Annotated in this window: 19 protein-coding genes, 1 tRNA gene and 3 pseudogenes; 11 read left to right on the top strand and 12 right to left on the bottom strand. The window is 71.5% G+C overall.

Annotated elements, in window-relative coordinates:
- The 3 genes and pseudogenes from ACWEN3_RS05680 to ACWEN3_RS05670 all read left to right on the top strand — a co-directional run.
- A pseudogene (locus ACWEN3_RS05680) lies at positions 1 to 95 on the top strand (DUF3566 domain-containing protein); the annotation flags it as partial.
- 1 nt (position 96) lies between these two features.
- Positions 97 to 405, top strand: a pseudogene (locus ACWEN3_RS05675) (roadblock/LC7 domain-containing protein); the annotation flags it as partial.
- Between the two features lie 13 nt (positions 406 to 418).
- Positions 419 to 793 (top strand): hypothetical protein, encoded by a 375-nt coding sequence (locus tag ACWEN3_RS05670; RefSeq protein WP_452966062.1) that lies wholly within the window; start codon positions 419 to 421, stop codon positions 791 to 793.
- Here ACWEN3_RS05670 and ACWEN3_RS05665 read toward each other — a convergent pair.
- Both ACWEN3_RS05665 and ACWEN3_RS05660 read right to left on the bottom strand, forming a co-directional pair.
- The gene (locus ACWEN3_RS05665; protein WP_452966070.1) at positions 790 to 1,287 is read right to left on the bottom strand and encodes a hypothetical protein; all 498 of its coding nucleotides are present in this window, start codon (positions 1,285 to 1,287) and stop codon (positions 790 to 792) included. The genes ACWEN3_RS05670 and ACWEN3_RS05665 overlap by 4 nt on opposite strands.
- Before the next feature lie 190 nt (positions 1,288 to 1,477).
- Entirely contained in the window at positions 1,478 to 2,320 is an 843-nt protein-coding gene (locus ACWEN3_RS05660; RefSeq protein WP_452966059.1) for a MurR/RpiR family transcriptional regulator, read from the bottom strand.
- Between the two features lie 221 nt (positions 2,321 to 2,541).
- Here ACWEN3_RS05660 and ACWEN3_RS05655 point away from each other — a divergent pair, with 221 nt between their 5' ends.
- Positions 2,542 to 3,000, top strand: a complete 459-nt coding sequence (locus ACWEN3_RS05655) for a hypothetical protein (protein ID WP_452966056.1) — start codon at positions 2,542 to 2,544, stop codon at positions 2,998 to 3,000.
- Positions 3,001 to 3,409: 409 nt separating this feature from the next.
- Here ACWEN3_RS05655 and ACWEN3_RS05650 read toward each other — a convergent pair whose 3' ends face one another.
- Positions 3,410 to 4,801 carry a cystathionine beta-synthase gene (locus ACWEN3_RS05650; protein ID WP_452966053.1) on the bottom strand — a complete coding sequence of 464 codons (1,392 nt, stop codon included), beginning with the start codon at positions 4,799 to 4,801 and terminating at the stop codon, positions 3,410 to 3,412.
- A gap of 159 nt (positions 4,802 to 4,960) precedes the next feature.
- Between ACWEN3_RS05650 and ACWEN3_RS05645 the strand changes: the two genes are divergently transcribed.
- From ACWEN3_RS05645 to ACWEN3_RS05635, 3 genes are all read left to right on the top strand, one after another.
- On the top strand, positions 4,961 to 5,980 hold the full coding sequence (locus ACWEN3_RS05645; RefSeq protein WP_452966050.1) for an SGNH/GDSL hydrolase family protein: 1,020 nt from the start codon (positions 4,961 to 4,963) through the stop codon (positions 5,978 to 5,980).
- Between the two features lie 168 nt (positions 5,981 to 6,148).
- Positions 6,149 to 7,369 (top strand): acetyl-CoA C-acetyltransferase, encoded by a 1,221-nt coding sequence (locus tag ACWEN3_RS05640; RefSeq protein ID WP_452966047.1) that lies wholly within the window; start codon positions 6,149 to 6,151, stop codon positions 7,367 to 7,369.
- Between the two features lie 284 nt (positions 7,370 to 7,653).
- A complete protein-coding gene (locus tag ACWEN3_RS05635) occupies positions 7,654 to 8,439 on the top strand; it encodes a hypothetical protein (protein WP_452966044.1) in 786 nt (261 codons plus the stop codon).
- A 23-nt stretch (positions 8,440 to 8,462) separates the two neighbouring features.
- Here the strand turns inward: ACWEN3_RS05635 and ACWEN3_RS05630 are convergent, their stop codons facing one another.
- Positions 8,463 to 8,774: a hypothetical protein gene (locus ACWEN3_RS05630; protein ID WP_452966042.1), complete on the bottom strand. Its 312-nt coding sequence runs from the start codon at positions 8,772 to 8,774 to the stop codon at positions 8,463 to 8,465.
- A 99-nt stretch (positions 8,775 to 8,873) separates the two neighbouring features.
- Between ACWEN3_RS05630 and ACWEN3_RS05625 the strand changes: the two genes are divergently transcribed.
- Positions 8,874 to 9,104: a DUF4287 domain-containing protein gene (locus ACWEN3_RS05625; protein ID WP_452966040.1), complete on the top strand. Its 231-nt coding sequence runs from the start codon at positions 8,874 to 8,876 to the stop codon at positions 9,102 to 9,104.
- A 66-nt stretch (positions 9,105 to 9,170) separates the two neighbouring features.
- Here the strand turns inward: ACWEN3_RS05625 and ACWEN3_RS05620 are convergent, their stop codons facing one another.
- From ACWEN3_RS05620 to ACWEN3_RS05600, 5 genes are all read right to left on the bottom strand, one after another.
- Positions 9,171 to 10,031: a Bax inhibitor-1/YccA family protein gene (locus tag ACWEN3_RS05620; protein WP_452966038.1), complete on the bottom strand. Its 861-nt coding sequence runs from the start codon at positions 10,029 to 10,031 to the stop codon at positions 9,171 to 9,173.
- Between the two features lie 170 nt (positions 10,032 to 10,201).
- Complete coding sequence (locus ACWEN3_RS05615; RefSeq protein ID WP_452966035.1) at positions 10,202 to 11,377, bottom strand: 4-hydroxybenzoate 3-monooxygenase; 1,176 nt, start codon at positions 11,375 to 11,377, stop codon at positions 10,202 to 10,204.
- A 191-nt stretch (positions 11,378 to 11,568) separates the two neighbouring features.
- Positions 11,569 to 12,243, bottom strand: coding sequence for a hypothetical protein (locus tag ACWEN3_RS05610; RefSeq protein WP_452966032.1), 675 nt, complete (start codon positions 12,241 to 12,243; stop codon positions 11,569 to 11,571).
- Between the two features lie 79 nt (positions 12,244 to 12,322).
- On the bottom strand, positions 12,323 to 14,248 hold the full coding sequence (locus ACWEN3_RS05605) for a hypothetical protein (RefSeq protein WP_452966029.1): 1,926 nt from the start codon (positions 14,246 to 14,248) through the stop codon (positions 12,323 to 12,325).
- A 110-nt stretch (positions 14,249 to 14,358) separates the two neighbouring features.
- On the bottom strand, positions 14,359 to 14,574 hold the full coding sequence (locus ACWEN3_RS05600; RefSeq protein WP_452966027.1) for a hypothetical protein: 216 nt from the start codon (positions 14,572 to 14,574) through the stop codon (positions 14,359 to 14,361).
- A gap of 232 nt (positions 14,575 to 14,806) precedes the next feature.
- On the opposite strand from ACWEN3_RS05600, the gene ACWEN3_RS05595 reads away from it, so the two are divergent.
- The gene (locus ACWEN3_RS05595; protein WP_452966025.1) at positions 14,807 to 15,202 is read left to right on the top strand and encodes a helix-turn-helix domain-containing protein; all 396 of its coding nucleotides are present in this window, start codon (positions 14,807 to 14,809) and stop codon (positions 15,200 to 15,202) included.
- 153 nt (positions 15,203 to 15,355) lie between these two features.
- Positions 15,356 to 15,607, top strand: a complete 252-nt coding sequence (locus ACWEN3_RS05590) for a hypothetical protein (RefSeq protein ID WP_452966023.1) — start codon at positions 15,356 to 15,358, stop codon at positions 15,605 to 15,607.
- A 153-nt stretch (positions 15,608 to 15,760) separates the two neighbouring features.
- Here ACWEN3_RS05590 and ACWEN3_RS05585 read toward each other — a convergent pair whose 3' ends face one another.
- Complete coding sequence (locus ACWEN3_RS05585) at positions 15,761 to 16,015, bottom strand: hypothetical protein (protein WP_452966022.1); 255 nt, start codon at positions 16,013 to 16,015, stop codon at positions 15,761 to 15,763.
- Between the two features lie 194 nt (positions 16,016 to 16,209).
- Positions 16,210 to 16,431: pseudogene (locus ACWEN3_RS05580) on the bottom strand (transposase); the annotation flags it as partial.
- A 219-nt stretch (positions 16,432 to 16,650) separates the two neighbouring features.
- Here ACWEN3_RS05580 and ACWEN3_RS05575 point away from each other — a divergent pair.
- Entirely contained in the window at positions 16,651 to 17,097 is a 447-nt protein-coding gene (locus ACWEN3_RS05575) for a hypothetical protein (protein ID WP_452966019.1), read from the top strand.
- A 264-nt stretch (positions 17,098 to 17,361) separates the two neighbouring features.
- On the opposite strand, the gene ACWEN3_RS05570 is transcribed toward ACWEN3_RS05575, so the two are convergent.
- Positions 17,362 to 17,448 (bottom strand) — tRNA-Leu (locus ACWEN3_RS05570).
- Positions 17,449 to 17,555: the final 107 nt, after the last annotated feature.

The following is a 17,555-nucleotide window of genomic DNA, read 5'->3' as shown; positions in this document are numbered from 1 at the left end:
CCGGCTCGAACGAGGCGAACGGCTTCGACCTCCAGGCGTTCCTGTCGCTCCCCCACGTGCTGACGTTCACGACGATCATCGCGGTCATCGACGTCACGGGTCGCGGACGCCACCGGCAACGGCGGCTTCCGGGAGCTGCTGGTGCGCGGCGAGCGCGGCTATGTCGCCACCTACGCGGCCGGCCGCACCGCCGTGCTGACCCTGCTCGCCCAGGACCGGGTCAACGTCGGCCGGCTGCACCTGGAGGGGCGCCGGTCCGGCGCCCGCATCGGGGAGCTGCTCGACGCCGCCGAGGCGGCCGCCGCGTCCCGGAGGACCGCACGCCCGGCCGCCGGAACCGCACCCGCACGCACCCGGGCCACGCGCACCCCGCGCACCACCACACGCACCACGACAGAGAGTTGAGAGGACCACCGTCATGGCCAACACCGAAACCGCCCTCAAAGAGGCGCTGACCACCGTCGAGGGCGCCACGGGCGTCGCGCTCGTCGACTACACCAGCGGAATGGCGCTGGGCACGATGGGCGGCAGCAAGAGCTTCGACCTGAACGTGGCCGCCGCCGGCAACACGGACGTGATCCGGGCCAAGATGCGCACGATGGAGATGCTGGGCCTCAAGGGCGACATCGAGGACATCCTCATCACCCTCTCGGACCAGTACCACCTCATCCGGCTGCTCAAGAGCCGCGGCGGCAACGGTCTGTTCCTCTACCTGGTCCTGGACCAGTCCCGCGCCAACCTGGCGATGGCCCGGCACCAGCTGCGCAAGATCGAAGAGGAGCTGGAGGTCTAACCGCCCGCGGTCCGGACCAGAGCCGTGGTGCGGCGGCGGGCCCCACCAGGGGCCGCGTCGCCGGCCGCGACACCCGTACCGCGAAGTCCCTTCACGGCCTTGCCCGCCGGGCGCCCGCCGCGCTCGTCCAGCCAGTCGACGCGCACCCACAGCAGCGTCTCCCCGGCCCGTTCGAGCCGCCCGAGCCAGGCGGCCTTCAGCCGGAGCCCGGTGCCGCACCCGGCCAGCAGCAGACCGCCGGCCATCGGCACCAGAAAGGCGGAGCCGATCGCGACGGCACAGGCCGCCGGCAGCCACCAGCGGTGTCCCCGGCGCCAGTTGCGCACGGTCACCGCACGGTCCTGCAGCACGTCGTACTTGCCCGCGCGGACCGCCCCGCGGGCGAGGGCGGTGTACCTGCCACGGCGTGTCAGCGCCACGACCGCGGCGCCGGCGACGAAGAGCGCGGCCCCGGCCGCCGATCCGGCCCAACGCCCCGTCAGCCCCGGCGGCAGGGCCCCGGTCGCCGCGGCGGCCGCCCCGAACCATCACAGCGGCGCGGCTCCCGCCCGTACCACGACGGCCACCCGGGCCAGTCCCTGTCCTCCGCGCGCCACGTCGGCCTCCCGTGTCACGTGTCCGCGATGCGCCTGTCTCGTCAGGACGCCAACGGCAGATCGTGAGACGAGTCTGAGAGCGCGGGCCTCAATCGACGAAGAGACCCCGGGCGGCGGCCTGCGCGTCGAACTCCTCCAGCCGGGCCTGCGCCTCCGGCAGATCGTCGCAGACCGCCTCCAGCAGCACCCGGCCCAGCAGCATCGGGGCGCACGCGGTGTCGAAGGCGAGCCCGGTGCCGACGGCGGCGGGCAGCAGCAGGTCGGAGTGCTTGGCGACCGGCGCGAACGCGGAGTCGGCGACCGTGACGACGGTCAGGCCGGCGTCCCTGGCGTAGGCGAGGGTGTCGACGACCTCGCGCGGATGCCGGGGCAGCGCGAAGCACAGCAGCGCGCTGGCGCCCGCGCGGACGGCCGCGTCGATGCGGTCGTGGATCATCGTGCCGCCCTCGTTGAGCAGCCGGACGTCCGGGTGGACCTTGGCGGCGAAGTAGGCGAAGCCGAAGGCCTGGGAGGCGGCGGCGCGCAGGCCGAGCACCGGCAGCGGCCGGGAGGCGGCGAGGATCCGGCCGGCCTGCTGCACCGGGCGCGGGTCGGCGAGCAGCTCCGCGAGGTGCCTGAGGTTCTCGATCTCGGCCTCGACGGCAAGCTGGTACTCGTTGTGGACCCCCGCCTCGGGGGCCTGTTCGGCGGGCACGACATCGCGCAGGTGCTTGCGTAGGGCGGGATAGCCGTCGAAGCCGAGGGCGACCGCGAACCGGGTCACCGACGGCTGGCTGACCCCGGCCAGTTCGGCCAGCTCCACGCTGGACAGAAAGGGCACGTCGGCGGCGCGGCGCACCATGCTGTGCGCGATGCGGCGCTGGGTCGGCGTGAGCCGGTGGCCCTCGAAGAGCGCCTGCAACCGGTTCGCCGGGCTGTCGGTCACGCTCATCACGTACTCCCCCTCCAGATGTCCTCGACGCCCCGGGAGAGTACAGCGCCGAGGCTCGGACTCACACGGCCAGCCTATTCAGAAATTGCTTCGTTGCATACCGTTATACAGCCCGGTGGCGGGCGACCGCACGGCCCGCCCGGAGACGGAGGGTTCCGCCACCCCCGACAGGGGGGCTGTCCCCAGTGCGGCGCGATCGGCCGCTCCCTAGGGTGAACGGCATGAGCACACTGGACCCGCGGGACGCCGGCCTCAGGACGGACGCCGATCTGCGCAAGGACCTCGACGCCACCCTGCGGGCACGCGGGGATCTGGGCGACGACTACGACGCCGCGCTGGTCGAGTCGTTCCTGGAGAAGGTCGAGCGGCGGATCGACGACACGGTGGACCGCCGGGTGCGCCGGCACCTGGCCGAGCAGCAGATGTCGGCCGCGCGCGGGACCCGGCGGCCGAAGCGGGCCGACTCCTGGGGCGAGCGGTTCGGGTTCGCCATCGTGTCGCTGGTGCTGGCGATCCCGCTGTCCGCGATCGGCGGCGCCTTCGGGGGCATGTCCGGGATGGTGGCCACCTGGCTCGGCATCGTCGGCGTCAACACGGCCCAGGCCGTGCGCGCCAACCCGGAGATCCTCGCCGGCCGGCGCGACGGGAACCGGTCCGGCGGGACGGACCGGGACGTCTGACGGGAGCCGCGGCCGGCCCCGAAGGACGACGGGGAATCCGGCACCGCCCGCCGGGAGGGGTTTGCGCGGGGACCGCCGCACCCCCGTTGCCGGGGGGCGGGACGACGGCGGTCCCCGCGAGGGACGCGGGCCGGGTCAGGCCGGGCTGCGCGTCCGTGGCGTCCATGGAGGTCCGGGAGCCGCTCCGGAGGTCCCTGGCGCCGTTCGCCGCCGGCCCGGGCGGGGAGCCGCTCCCACCCTGCCGACACCCCTAATGTGCCGGACCCGTGTTAAGCGGGTGCTGCGCGCACATGACGCCCTCGTACCACTTCCGGAAAGGCTCGACCGGCCCCCGGTCACCGCGGGTTCGCCCGGGCCACGCGCGGTTCACCGGACGTTCGCCGGCGCGTCCCCCCGCGCCGGGCGGAGGCTACTTGCCGCCGCCCTTGGCCAGGAAGGCCAGCAGGTCCTGCCGGCTGACCACACCGGTCGGCTTGCCCTCGACCAGGACGATCGCCGCGTCCGCAGCGCCCAGCACCGACATCAGGTCGCCGACCGGCTCACCGGAGCCGACCTGGGGCAGCGGGGCCGACATGTGCTTCTCCAGCGGGTCCTCGAGCGAGGCCCGCTTGGAGAAGAGAGCGTCCAGCAGCTCGCGTTCGACGACCGAGCCGACGACCTCCGCGGCCATCACGTCCGGGTGACCGGCGCCCGGCTTGACGACCGGCATCTGCGAGACGCCGTACTCGCGCAGCACCTCGATGGCCTGGCCCACGGTCTCCTCCGGGTGCATGTGCACCAGGGAGGGGATGATGCCGCCGGCCTTGTCGTTCAGGACGTCGGCGACGCGGGCGCTCGGGCCCTCGTCCTCCAGGAAGCCGTAGTCGGCCATCCACTCGTCGTTGAAGATCTTGCTGAGGTAGCCGCGGCCGCTGTCCGGCAGCAGCACGACCACGACGCCGTCCGGGCCGAGCCGCTCCGCGACGCGCAGCGCGGCGACGACGGCCATGCCGCAGGAGCCGCCGACGAGCAGGCCCTCCTCCTTGGCCAGCCGGCGGGTCATCTGGAAGGAGTCCTTGTCGGACACGGCGACGATCTCGTCGGCGACGGTGCGGTCGTAGGCGGTCGGCCAGAAGTCCTCGCCCACGCCCTCGACCAGGTACGGCCGTCCGGAGCCGCCGGAGTACACCGAGCCCTCGGGGTCGGCGCCGACCACCTGCACCTTGCCCTGGCTGGCGTCCTTCAGGTAGCGGCCAGTGCCGGAGATGGTGCCGCCCGTGCCCACGCCCGCCACGAAGTGGGTGATCCGCCCCTCGGTCTGCTCCCACAGCTCGGGGCCGGTCGAGTGGTAGTGCGAGAGCGGGTTGTTGGGGTTGGAGTACTGGTCGGGCTTCCAGGCGCCCGGCGTCTCACGGACCAGCCGGTCCGAGACGTTGTAGTAGGAGTCCGGGTGCTCGGGCGCCACGGCGGTCGGGCACACGACCACTTCTGCGCCGTACGCGCGCAGCACGTTGATCTTGTCGGTGCTCACCTTGTCGGGGCACACGAAGATGCACTTGTACCCCTTCTGCTGGGCCACGATGGCCAGCCCCACGCCGGTGTTCCCACTGGTCGGCTCGACGATGGTGCCGCCCGGCTTGAGCTCCCCGCTCTCCTCGGCGGCCTCGATCATGCGAAGGGCGATGCGGTCCTTCACGGAACCGCCCGGGTTGAAGTACTCCACCTTGGCCAGGACGGTCGCCTGGATGCCCTTGGTCACGTTGTTGAGCCGCACCAGCGGGGTGTCGCCGACGAGGCTGATCATCGAGTCGTGAAATTGCACCGTTGTCTCCGGTCGCTGCAAAAGATGTGGTCGTAGTGGTATCGCCAGCCTAAGGCCAGCGGTGTGGCACGGGCGGCCGTTCACTCCCCGTTGAGATTGGGGCACGGGCTGTACGGGGCAAGGAGTGGATGTACGGCTACGAGGAGGTGGCGGCGACGCATGACGAGCATGTCGAGGGCGAGAGTGGCCCGGCGCATCGCGGCCGGAGCGGCGTACGGCGGCGGCGGGGCCGGGCTGGTCGGGGCGGCCGCCGTCGGGCTGCTGCTGGCGGAGGTGCGACTGGCCCGCCGCCATGTGGGCAACGGCACCAGCGGCCGGGTGCCGGTGGCCGACGGGGTGTACGGCCATGCGTACAACGTCCCCGGCGAGCCGCCGCTGCGGCTGACCATGCTCGGTGACTCCACGGCCGCGGGCCAGGGAGTGCACCGGTCGGGCCAGACGCCGGGCGCGCTGCTGGCGTCCGGGCTGGCTGCGGTGGCGGAGCGCCCGGTGGAGCTGCGGAACGTGGCGCTGCCGGGCGCCCAGTCCGACGACCTGGACCGCCAGGTGGCCCTGGTCCTGTCCGCCGCCTCTCCGGTCCCCGACATCTGCGTGATCATGATCGGCGCGAACGACGTGACGCACCGCATGCCGCCGACCCGTTCGGTACGGCACCTGTCGGCGGCGGTACGACGGCTGCGCACGGCCGGCGCGGAGGTGGTGGTGGGCACCTGTCCCGACCTCGGCACCATCGAGCCGGTGGGGCAGCCGCTGCGCTGGCTGGCCCGGCGGGCCTCGCGGCAGCTGGCGGCGGCCCAGACCATCGGCGCGGTGGAGCAGGGCGGCCGCACGGTGTCGCTGGGCGACCTGCTGGGCCCGGAGTTCGAGGCGAACCCGCGGGAGCTGTTCGGCCCCGACAACTACCACCCCTCGGCGGAGGGGTACGCCACGGCGGCCATGGCCGTCCTCCCCACGGTGTGCGCGGCGCTGGGCCTGTGGCCTGCGGAGGAGGAACGGCCGGACGTGTCGCGTCGCGAGGGCTTCCTGCCGGTGGCGCGGGCCGCGGCCGAGGCGGCGTCGGAGGCGGGCACGGAGGTCACGGCGGCGATGCCGACCGGGCCTCGTGGGCCGTGGGCGCTGCTCAAGCGCAGGCGCAGGCGGCGGGTGCCGGAGGCCGAGCCGGCGCGCCCCTCGGTGTGACCCCCGGGGGCACGGCGCCCTTTCGGCCGGGCACGACCGTTTCGGGAGGGTGGCAAGCAAGCGCTTAGTAAACTGCGGTCAGTGTCACACCCGCCCAACCGTGACCTGGACCATACGTAGCGGTAACTTCCCAGACGGCCCTGCCCAACCCCGTTCACTGGAGCCGTGATGCCCGAAGCCGTCATCGTCTCGACCGCCCGCTCCCCCATCGGCCGCGCCGGCAAGGGTTCCCTCAAGGATCTGCGCCCCGACGACCTGACCGCCACGATCATCCAGGCGGCGCTCGCCAAGGTCCCCGAGCTGGACCCGAAGGACATCGACGACCTGATGCTCGGCTGCGGTCTCCCCGGCGGCGAGCAGGGCCACAACCTCGGCCGGATCGTCGCCGTGCAGATGGGCATGGACCACCTCCCCGGCTGCACCGTCACCCGGTACTGCTCCTCCTCGCTGCAGACCTCCCGCATGGCCCTGCACGCCATCAAGGCCGGCGAGGGCGACGTCTTCATCTCGGCCGGCGTCGAGACGGTCTCCCGCTTCGTCAAGGGCAGCTCCGACGGCCTGCCGGACACGCACAACCCGCTCTTCGCCGAGGCAGAGGCCCGTACCGCCGCCGTCGCCGAGTCCGAGGGCTCCACCTGGCACGACCCGCGCGAGGACGGCCTGATCCCCGACGCCTACATCGCGATGGGCCAGACCGCCGAGAACCTCGCCCGCTGGAAGGGCGTCACCCGCCAGGACATGGACGAGTTCGGCGTCCGCTCGCAGAACCTCGCCGAGCAGGCCATCAAGAACGGCTTCTGGGAGCGCGAGATCACCCCGGTGACCCTCCCGGACGGCACGGTCGTCAGCAAGGACGACGGCCCGCGCGCCGGCGTCACCCTGGAGGGCGTCGCCGGCCTGAAGCCGGTCTTCCGCCCCGACGGGCTCGTCACCGCCGGCAACTGCTGCCCGCTCAACGACGGCGCCGCCGCCGTCGTCATCATGAGCGACACCAAGGCCCGCGAGCTGGGACTGACCCCGCTCGCCCGCATCGTCTCCACCGGCGTCTCGGGCCTGTCCCCCGAGATCATGGGCCTCGGCCCGGTCGAGGCGAGCAAGCAGGCCCTGCGGCGGGCCGGTCTCGCCATCGGCGACATCGACCTGGTCGAGATCAACGAGGCCTTCGCGGCCCAGGTGATCCCCTCCTACCGGGACCTCGGCATCGACATCGACAGGCTGAACGTCAACGGCGGCGCCATCGCCGTCGGCCACCCCTTCGGCATGACCGGCGCCCGCATCACCGGCACGCTCATCAACTCCCTCCAGTGGCACGACAAGCAGTTCGGCCTGGAGACGATGTGCGTCGGCGGCGGCCAGGGCATGGCGATGGTCATCGAGCGCCTCAGCTGACCCACCGACCGTAGCGAATCGGGCACTTTACGTCATGGAATGGCCCAGAACCCTGTAAACCCCAGGGTTCTGGGCCATTCTGTGATCCAATCTCCCCCAGGATGTGACCTATCTCCCTCGGTGCATACATCGGTGCAGGTCAGCGCAGGTAGGAGCGTGACGCGACGGAACAACGGAATCAAAGTCCTGTCCGTTTCGTGACGTTACGCACTGACAGCTGGTTAGTCCGCCCTTCAAGCTGATGTAGGAAGTCGGGGGTCGACTTTGAACCTGGGAGTACGTCAGTGAGCGCCATGCCGATCGCCCTGCTGCTCACCACGGCCGCCACGGGCGCCGTGGGCGTCGCCGTCCTGCGCACCGTTCTGAGGCTGCGCCGTCAGCTCACGGAGCTGCAGGCCCAGCTCGCGGAGAACCAGTCGGCGGCGATGCGCGCGTTGCTGCCCAACGCCCGCAGTCATGCCGACGCCGAGCAGATACGCGCCGCGGTGGCCGAGGCGCTCGCCGAGGAGCGCGAGCGGGAGCTGGCCGAGGCGCGGGCCTTCTGGGCCGCGCAGGAGGCCCGCGACGCCTCCGACGCGCCCACGCTGCTGGGCCTGCCCGACGCCGAGGTCTTCCTGCCCCGGCAGGCCGACTTCGTGGGCCTGGAGCCGGTGTCCGAGCCGAGCGCCGACAACGCCGACGAGTTCGCCGGGGAGTCCCCGGAGCTGGCCGCCGCCCGTCGCCGGCATCCCTCGCACCCGGACTTCGTCCCGGTGCAGTCCCCGGCCGTGAGCGACCACGAGCGCACCGTGACCACCCTGGAGCAGCTGGCCGACGAGCGTGTCGGGCTCTCCGACGTGCGCCCGGGCCCGCTCGGCACCCTCGACGTCTACGTCTTCGCCGACGGCACCACCCTGTGCATGACCCCGGGCCACCGCGAGACGGCCGACCGCCTCGCCGCGGCCCTCCAGTCCGGCGAGACCCCGTACCTGCTCGGCGGCTCGGGCATCTCCGGCGCCTACACCCTCACCTTCACCTGCGGCGAGGACACGGTCTACATCCTGGCCGACAGGGTCATCGCGTCCCTCTGACGGCACCGGTCGGAGGGCGCGCCTCAGACCCCCGCGCGCCGGCGCGCCTCCTCCACCACCCGCACCGCTTCCGCGACCTGGTCGTCGCTCTTCAACACCACGGCCAAGTCGTGCGCCGCCACCAGGATTTGGTCGGCCGCGGCGAACATCCCCGCGTCCGGCATCTGCCGGGACTCCGCCCCGGGCTCCTCCACCGACTGGGCCCACCGGGAAAGCTCCCTGGCCAGGGCCAGCGCCTCGGCGGCGGCGCTCCGCTGAAGCCGGCTCTGCGGCGCCGCCCGCAACCGGTCGGCGAAGTGATCCACTGCTTGGGTCAAGGGCGTCGTATCAACCACGCGCCGAGCGTAACGTGCCGCACTGTTGCCAATACGCGAACGCTCAGGCACGGTGACGTGAAGGACCGGCTTACATCCCCTTTGCGTTCGGAGGCGCCGATGTCCCAAGTCTTCTCCGAGGAGACCCACCGCAACCTGCTCGCCCGCATCCCCCACTGCACCGGTCGTGAAGTCTCCGACTGGCTGCGTACCGTTGAAGAAGGCCCGGCCCTGTTCCGCTTCGAGGAGAAGGTCAGCTGGCTCCGGCACGAGTACGACCTGGCGTACGGCCACGCGAAGGCGATCGTGCACGAATACGACCTCAGGAGGGCGGCCCGCAAGCTGCTCTGACGACAAAGGGCCCCGGAGCGAATCCGGGGCCCTCTTCTGCCGTTGGCCGGTCGTGCGTGCCGTCGGCTAGTCGTTGTTGGTGAAGATGGCCACCAGCCGCAGCATCTCCAGGTAGATCCACACCAGGGTCACGGTGAGGCCGAACGCGGCGAGCCAGGACTCGTTGCGCGGGGCGCCGTACGCGATGCCGTCCTCGATCTGCTTGAAGTCGAGGGTCAGGAAGAACGCGCCGAGCAGGATCGCGATGATGCCGACGAGCGCGCCGAGCGGACCGAAGCTGCGCAGGCCGCCGTTCTCGGCGACGCCGAACACGACCAGCAGCAGGTTGACCGCCATGACCACCAGGAAGGCCATCGCGATGGCGAGCCCGATGCGGGCGTAGCGGGCGGTGACGCGGATCCAGCCGGCCTTGTAGACGAGCAGGGTCGCGCCCGAGACCGCCATGGTGCCGAGCACCGCCTGGAAGGGCGCGCCGCTCCAGCGGCTGTTGTACATCTCGCTGATGACGCCGAGGAAGACGCCCTCGAAGGCGGCGTACCCGAGGATCAGCGCGGGCGACGGGGTGCGCTTGAAGCTCTGGACCATCGCCAGGACGAACGCGATCAGCGCGGAGCCGAGGGCCAGGCCGTAGCTCGTGGCGGAGACCGGCAGCAACGCCCAGGCGAGGACCGCGCCGACGGCGACCGTGCCGAGCGTGATGGCCGAACGGACGACGACGTCGTCCATCGTCATCCGGTCGGTGGTGACCGGCGCCTGCGGCGGGGCGCCGTACTGGACGGCGCCCTGTGCGTACGGGTTCTGGGCGTAGGGGTTCTGCGCGTACGGGTTGCCCTGTGCATACCCGGCCTGCGGTGCGGTGTTGAAGCCGGCGTAGCCGTTGTCGCGGCTGAACCCCCGTCGCGAGAAGACCGGGTTACTGCTCCTCATCTCACTCCTCCATGGCTGCCGTGCGCAGCCTTGGTTTCAAGCGTAATGGATTGGCAAAGGATCGACGATGCTACTTGAGGAGGATCTTTCCCCTGCCGTGCTGGCCAACACGCTACGCGGACGGGTGATTCCCGGCCATGGAGGATCGCCTTCCATGACGAATCTGCTACCTAACCGAGAGGAAACCCGGTGTACGCCTCGGCCAGGTCGGTCTCGGCGGCGCGGGAGGAGGCGATGCGGTCCAGCCGGGCCCGCTGGAGCCCGGTGTCGAAGTCGGTGGCGTCCGGGGCCCGGTGCAGCAGGGTCGTCATGTCGTAGGAGAACCGCTCGGCCTGCCAGACCCGGCGCAGACAGGTGGCGGAGTAGGCGTCGAGGAGTTCCGGCGAGCCGGTGTCCTGCTCGTGGGCTAGGGCGCGAGCGAGGGTGACGACGTCGCCGACGGCGAGGTTCAGCCCCTTGGCGCCGGTCGGCGGCACGATGTGGGCGGCGTCGCCGGCGAGCAGGAGCCGGCCGTGGCGCATCGGCTCGTGCACGAAGGAGCGCATGGGCGTGACCGACTTCTGGGTGACGGGACCGCGCCGCAGGGTCCAGCCGTCGTCGGTCGCGAGGCGCCGCTCCAGTTCGTCCCAGATCTGCTCGTCGCTCCAGAGGCCGGCGTCGGTGCCGGCGGGCACCTGGAGGTAGAGGCGGGAGACGGACGGGGACCGCATGGAGAGCAGGGCGAAGCCCCGGTCGTGGCGGGCGTAGACGAGTTCGTCGTGCGAGGGCGCCACGTCGGCGAGGACGCCGAGCCAGGCATACGGGTACGACCGTTCGAACACGCGGGAGTTCCCGGCCGGGAACGCCTTGCGGGCCACGCCCCAGAAGCCGTCGCAGCCGACGGCGTAGTCGCACTCCAGCACGTCCTCGCGGCCCTGGTGCCGGAAGGGGATCCGCGGCCGGTCGCCGTCGGCGCCCTCCACGGCGAGCGCCTCCGCCTCGAACAGCAGCGGCCCGCCCTCCTTCAGCTGGAGGGCGATGAGGTCCTTGCAGACCTCGGTCTGCGCGTAGACGGTCACGGACCGGCCGCCGGTGAGGGCGGGGAAGTCGACGCGGTGGCGGCGGCGGTCGAAGCGCAGTTCGATCCCCTCGTGCCGCAGGCCCTCCCGGTCCATGCGCTCCCCGGCCCCGGCGGCGCGCAGGACGTCGACCGTGCCCTGCTCCAGGATTCCGGCGCGCTGCCGCTGTTCGACGTAGGCGCGGTCGCGGCTCTCCAGGACGACCGACTCGATGCCGGCGCGGTGCAGCAGCCGTGCGAGCAGCAGCCCGGCCGGCCCGGCTCCGATGATCCCGACGGTGGTGCGCATCGGTGCTGCCCCTTCCTCGCGCCCTCGCTTCACCTGTTCGCCTGGTGAAATTTCCTTCACCGATTTCGGGGCTGAGTCTGCGTCGGGGTGCAACCGATGTCAATGGGTGAGCACGGGGTGGGCCGCCCGCCGGGCCCGGGAGAGGCGGCCTGGGATCCGGCGGGCGGCCCTGTGCGACGGCATCGGCACGGTCAGTGGCCCGGCCAGCCGTCCAGGTGGCGGTGCAGGGTGACGGAGGGCTGCGCCTTGGCCTTCGGGGCGTGGGCCACGGCGTCGCGCAGGACGCCGGTGACCTCGCCGGCCAGGCTGTCGACCCGCGTCTTCAGTTCGGCCGCGGGCAGGTTCGAACGGGTCAGCTCGTCCAGCCGGCGGTGGATGTCGTCGAGCTGCCGCCGGGTGCCGGCGTCGAGGCTGAACGCGGTGGGGGTGGAGACCACGAACTGGTAGGCGCCGGCCAGGGTCTGGCAGCCGGTGCACTCCTTGTTGGCGGCGTCGCTGTAGTTGGAGGCGTTGAGGTGCGTGTGCTCCCCGGCGACCGTGACGATCTGGAAGGACAGCGCGACCGACCGGCAGTGGTCGTCGACCGAGCAGCCCGCGGAGACGGCGTTGGCCTGGTTGCGCACGCCGACCGCGTTGACGGTGCCGAACTGACGGACGGTGAAGGAGTCCCGGGTCTGGGTGTGATGGGCCCGGTCGGCGTGGCTGAAGACGTGGTCGGAGGCGAAGGCCGCGTGCGACACACCGGTCGCCGCCTGGGCCGGCGCGGCGGTGGCCGCACCGGCCATGCCGGCGGCGAAGAGGCCGATGCGCAGGGCGCGCCGGCTGATGAGAGGGTTACTGGAGCGTGCCTTGCGGTGGCTGCTCATGGGGTCTCCTGTGATGAGTCTTGCTGATGAAGGTTCTTGCGCCGGCCCGGCACTCCCCCGGGCGGGAGCCGACGAGGCGTCAGGTGGACGCCGGGGCGGGCGACCCACCGGGCGCGGGCGACGTGGGGCTCGCGGGCGGCGACGCGGGCACGCTCTCCGACGGGGTCGGCGAGGCCGTCGGTTCGGGGTCGGCGCTGGCTGTGGGCGGTACGGGCTGCGCGGTGGACCCGCCGGAGCTGGACTCCGGCGGCCGGGACTTCGTACCGGTCGGCGCGCCGGGCGCGGTGCCGGTGGCCGACGACGCCGGCGTCGAGGCGGACACGCTCGCCGATGCCCCGGCCGACGGCCCGCCCGGCGCCGTGGCGGAGCTTCCGGGTACCGCCGACGGCGAGACGGAGGCCCCGCCGCCGGTGCCGTACGGCCCGTGACCGCCGTGGGACGGCGTCGAGGCGTCGCGCGGCGTGGGCTCCTCGGTCGACACCCCGGGCTGCAGTATCGGCGCGATCGGGGGCTGCTTCGGCAGCGGCTGCGGGGTCACCCCGGACACCCAGGCGTAGCTGAGCCCGGTCAGTCCGGCCAGGGCGAGCGCGCAGACGGCGAGGCGCAGCCCGGGCCGGCCGGCCGTGGCGCGGTTCGCGGCCCGGAAGAGCCGGCCGCCGATCTTGACGGAGAGGTAGACGACACCGGCCATCGGGCACAGCAGCATGACCGTCCCGATCACCCCGACGAGCCCGGCGACGATCTGCCCGTGCGCGAACGCCGAACCCGTGCCGAGGATCTGCTCGGTGAGCGAGCGGACCATCGTGGTGAGGATCCGGGGCAGGTTCCACAGGGCGTAGCCCATCTCGCCGACGATCAGCGGCACCATCGTCAGCACCCAGGTGGCGACGATGGTGCGCGCGGACTTCTTCAGCCCGGCGACCTCCGTGCGGGCCGCCCGGCCCTTGGCGCCCGGCGCCAGGGAGAGCAGGATCGGCTTGATCTTGCCGTAGAGGTCGGGCACTCCGGCCAGGTCGCCGAGGATGTAATAGCCGTCCAGGCGGACGGCCGGCATCAGCTGTTCCAGGATCTCGAAGTGCCCGAGGTAGACCGCGGCCAGGAAGAACTGCGCCCCGGTGGCGAAGTAGGCCCCGGCCATGGCGAGCATGAAGACGACGTTGAAGTACACCCCGCCGAGGTCGGTGCGGATCCGCCCGGCCCGGGAGATCCGGTAGACGTCGGTGACGTCGGTGTACATCGACGGCCAGATGAGGAAGAGCCCGCACCCGATGCATCCGGGGCGGGCGCCGCCGTAACGGCAGGCGGAGGCGTGGCCGAACTCGTGGAAGACGAGCGAGGCCACGGTGAGGCCGAAGACGATCAGGATCAGCACCGGCTGGTCGAGGACCTCCAGCACCGGTTCGATCGCCCCGAAGAAGCCGAACAGCCACACGTCCATGGCGACGGCGGCGAGCAGGACGGCGGTGACGACCGCCGGCCGGTGCAGCCAGGCCAGCGACCGTGCGATCCGCGCCGTACGGCGTTCGTCGAAGATCACCCGGTGGCCCTTGAGGGCGAGCAGCAGGTCGGAGCGCGGGGCGTCGACCGCGTCGTCCTCCTGGCCCTCGGGCACGCACACGCCGAGTGGTTCGAGCTTGTTCTCCACGAGGTAGCGGATGTTCTCGCCGCTTACCTCGCGGCCGAAGCGTGCGCTGACCCGGTGGGCGATCGTGTCGACGTCGCGTATCCCGTCGACGGACGACGCCACCAGGTACAGCAGCCGTGACAGCTGCACGACCTGCCCGTCCCCCCGACGGGCGATGTACTTCGGCTCGGTGAAGCCCGAGCCCTGGTACTCGCCGTGCAGCCGCAGTCCCGCGCTGAGCCGCGGAACCGGCCCTGCCGGCGCTCCCACGACCGGCAGGGTGCCGGTCGTCACCTGCTCGTACGTCACCGGCCAGCCCCCGGGCCCAGGGACCGGACCGGTGTCGTACAGCGCGGTGGTGCCGTCTCCGAGCACCGTCATGTGTGGTCTCCCCCCACGTCACACCGCTTCCCCCCGGCATGGCCGCGGGGGCGGACCGCGCCGCACGCCTCGTGCGGTCCGCCCCCGCGCCCGTCGTCGCGGCGGTGCCGTTACTGCTTGACGGTGATCGCCTGAGTGGCCTGCGACTCGGCGTCCGACCACGCGGAGTGGTCGTTCAGGGCGGCCGACTCGTTGTGGGCGCTGATGTTCGCGACGTGCTTGGTGACGTTCACGGTCTTGCCGAAGCTGAACTTCAGGCGACCGAGGGCCTCGCGGCCCGGCAGCAGCTCCGCGGACTCGGCCTCGAGCTCGTGGGCGTCCATCATGATCGATTCCCCCTCGGGAAATAGGCATTTCCGGTCGGACCGAGTCAGGTTCCCCCCGGACTCTGTCCAACTTGGTCGGACGTGCTGTCCAACGAGATTGGACACTAGGGCCTCGGAGCGCCCCTCCGCAACCCGTTCGGTGAATCACCCTTTCGGTGGCCCACCTACCCGCCCGTAGAATCGGCGCCGACAGGGACGGTTCGGTCGAGCGGCGAGCAGGAAGTGACCTTCGGTGGCCAACGCACTGCAGCAGTTGATCCGTGAACGCCTCGACCGCAACGGCTGGTCCTACGGCGACGTGGCGCGCCGCGGCGGCGTGCCCCGCTCCACCGTGCACCACCTGGCCACCACCGACCGGGTGGTCCGCATGCCCCAGGCGGCCACCCTTGAGGGCCTGGCCAAGGGCCTGGAGCTGCCGCTCGACGCCGTGCGGCGGGCCGCGGCCGAGGCCTGCGGCATCCATGTGTACGGCACCCCGTCCGGCCAGGACCCCGACGGCGCCACGCCCCGCCCCGCCGACCCCGAGGTGGACCTGCTCATCGCCAGCGTGCAGCAGCTGTCGGCGGAGGACCGCCGCCATGTCGCCGCCCTGGTCGAGTCCCTTCTGGGCCGATCCGCGCAGAAGTAGGCCCTCCAAGGCGGGCGCGAAGCACACCGGTTCGACCGAGTCGGAAAAAATGCAAGTACGCCCGAATCAACCGAGATCCCCCGCTAGTCTCCAGTCACTGCCCGAGGAGCGACAGCCGCACGACCCCGGGCTCTTGGGGGGAACGTGTTGTTCGTGCATGGCGGGCCGGCCACCGCGGTGGTCCGGGGTCCCGCCGGTGAATCCGTCGTCCTGCTCTCCGGTGAGCTGCCCGAGGTGCTCACCGAGAACGCGGTGAGCGAGCTGCTCGACCTGGCGGCCGCGATCCTGGACGCGACCGAGCTGGAGCTGTTCCACACCTGCCTGCGCGCCCTGCGCGCGGGCGGCCTGCGGGCCGGCCGCCGGATCGAGGTGGAGGGCGCCGTGCTGACGATCTACGAGGGGTGAGGATCCGCATGCCTGTGGCACGCGCGGTGGACTGCTCTCAGCAAACAGCCGAGGGCGGTCCGCGATGCCATACGACCGCGGCGTCGGCCTCAGCCGAAAGGCAAGGAGGGTGGTAGCGCCCGGCCGTTGAGGGCCGGCGCGGGCGCAGCGCCGTCAGGACTTCGCCGGGTTGCCCTCACGGCCCCACCGAGTGGCCCAGTACAGATCTCGTACGGGCACGTACTCCTGGAACGCTTTCATGGCCTCGGTCTGAGCGTCGCGCTCCGCTTTGGTCAGGGCCGGAGGCTCTTCCCCAGGGACGAGTGGCTTGGGTTCACCGATGACCTCGCGCAATACCCGATAGGCCTCACTCACCCTGTTAAGGGCAACTCTGTACCGTTCTTCCAGATCGTTGAACGACGCACTCATCCCACTTCCCTCCCACGAACTTGGACGAGGCGGAGCGGGAATGTACGACCGCAGCCCAGGTTCCGCAATCACCAGGTGCGATGGATGGGTCTACAGAGACCGCGGCTCGCGGCCCGCAGCAGCACCCGAAGGTCTTCTCGTACCTCCGTAACCGCTCTGCTCCGGTACGGGTGCTGCTGGGCTCCAGGCTCAGATCAGCCGGCGAGGGCGAGGTTGTGCACGTGGGCGACGCTACCGGTGGCCCAGTGGACGCCGTCGCCCTTGAGGCGGCAGTCGCGGAGGATCCTCCAGTTCTTCATGCGGGCAAGGACGCGCTCGACGCGCGCCCGCACGCGGCGGTGGGATGCGTTGTGCGCCTCCTTCCACCGCGCCGGCCGTTCCTGTCCGGCCTTACGCCGGTGCGGTACGAGCAGTCCGCAAGCCGCCGAGGGTGGGGACGCTCACACCGTGGGTGCCCTTAGGCCGGACGCGGGATGCCGCCCGGCATACCCCGTTCGCATATGTGGCCGAATGATCCGCACCGCATTACGTTGACCTCATCTACCCCTTTTGTCCGTCGATCCCGCCTGTGCTGGTGGGACGCGTGACCGGCGGCAACCCGCCGTCGGGGGACTGAGAGAGAGGAAGCCCCGTACATGCCTCCCATCCCGGTACAGCCTGGCATCTACAAAATCCACGCCCACCTCATCGGCCCTGGCCTGCTGGTGACGGCCACGGAGCAAGCCGTCAAATACGGCGCGCCCACCATCGTCGAACCCCCGTCCTCTGTCCCGTTCGAGCAGGAGTGGGCCATCGAGCCCGCCGAGCCCATCCCCGGGTCGCCGTATGTGATCCACCTCGCCTATGCGGAGCAGGCGGGCATGGTCATCGGCGCGGACAAGCTCTTCGTCAACAACGTTCCGCGCGAGGAATGGGCGAAGTTCACGTTCGAGAAGGTCTTGGGTGGGTTCAGGATCCTGTCGGAGAAGGGCCTCACCTGGGCCGCGCTGCACCGCGGGGCGCAGATCGCACTCGTGCCGCCGAAGCCGGATGTCATCGACACCTGGACGCTGGAATTCATCCGTCCCCTCGAAGGGGAGTAGCCCGCGGTCAGGGCGGGGCGACTTGGGCCGGGCGGCCCGGTCGCCCCACCACTACGGGGGGCTCGCCCGGCATACCCCGACTCAAGGGCGACGGCGTCCACTGGGCCACCGGCAGCGTCGCCCGCATGCACAAGCTGACACGGGGCACCCGCGAACAAGGTCGGTGACGCGTCCCAGGGAGGGCAACAGCAACCAGAACTGCAACCAGCGGGCCACTGTCGGAGCGCTCCCGAGGGTGGCCCGCGCGCCTCGTCGCAGACGAGGTGGTGCCCGGAGCCGGACTTGAACCGGCACGCCCGCGAAGGGGCAGCGAGGTTTAAGCTCGCCGTGTCTGCATTCCACCATCCGGGCAGGCCATGGGCTCCGCATCGAGGTTCTGAGCCTATCGGGAGGCATCCCCCGAACAGCGGAACCACGGACCGATGTTGTCTTATTTTATTGACGTCTGAGGGTGCATC

The organism is Streptomyces sp. NPDC004561 (genome assembly GCF_053602155.1).
This window is presented reverse-complemented; position numbering and strand designations above follow the sequence as displayed.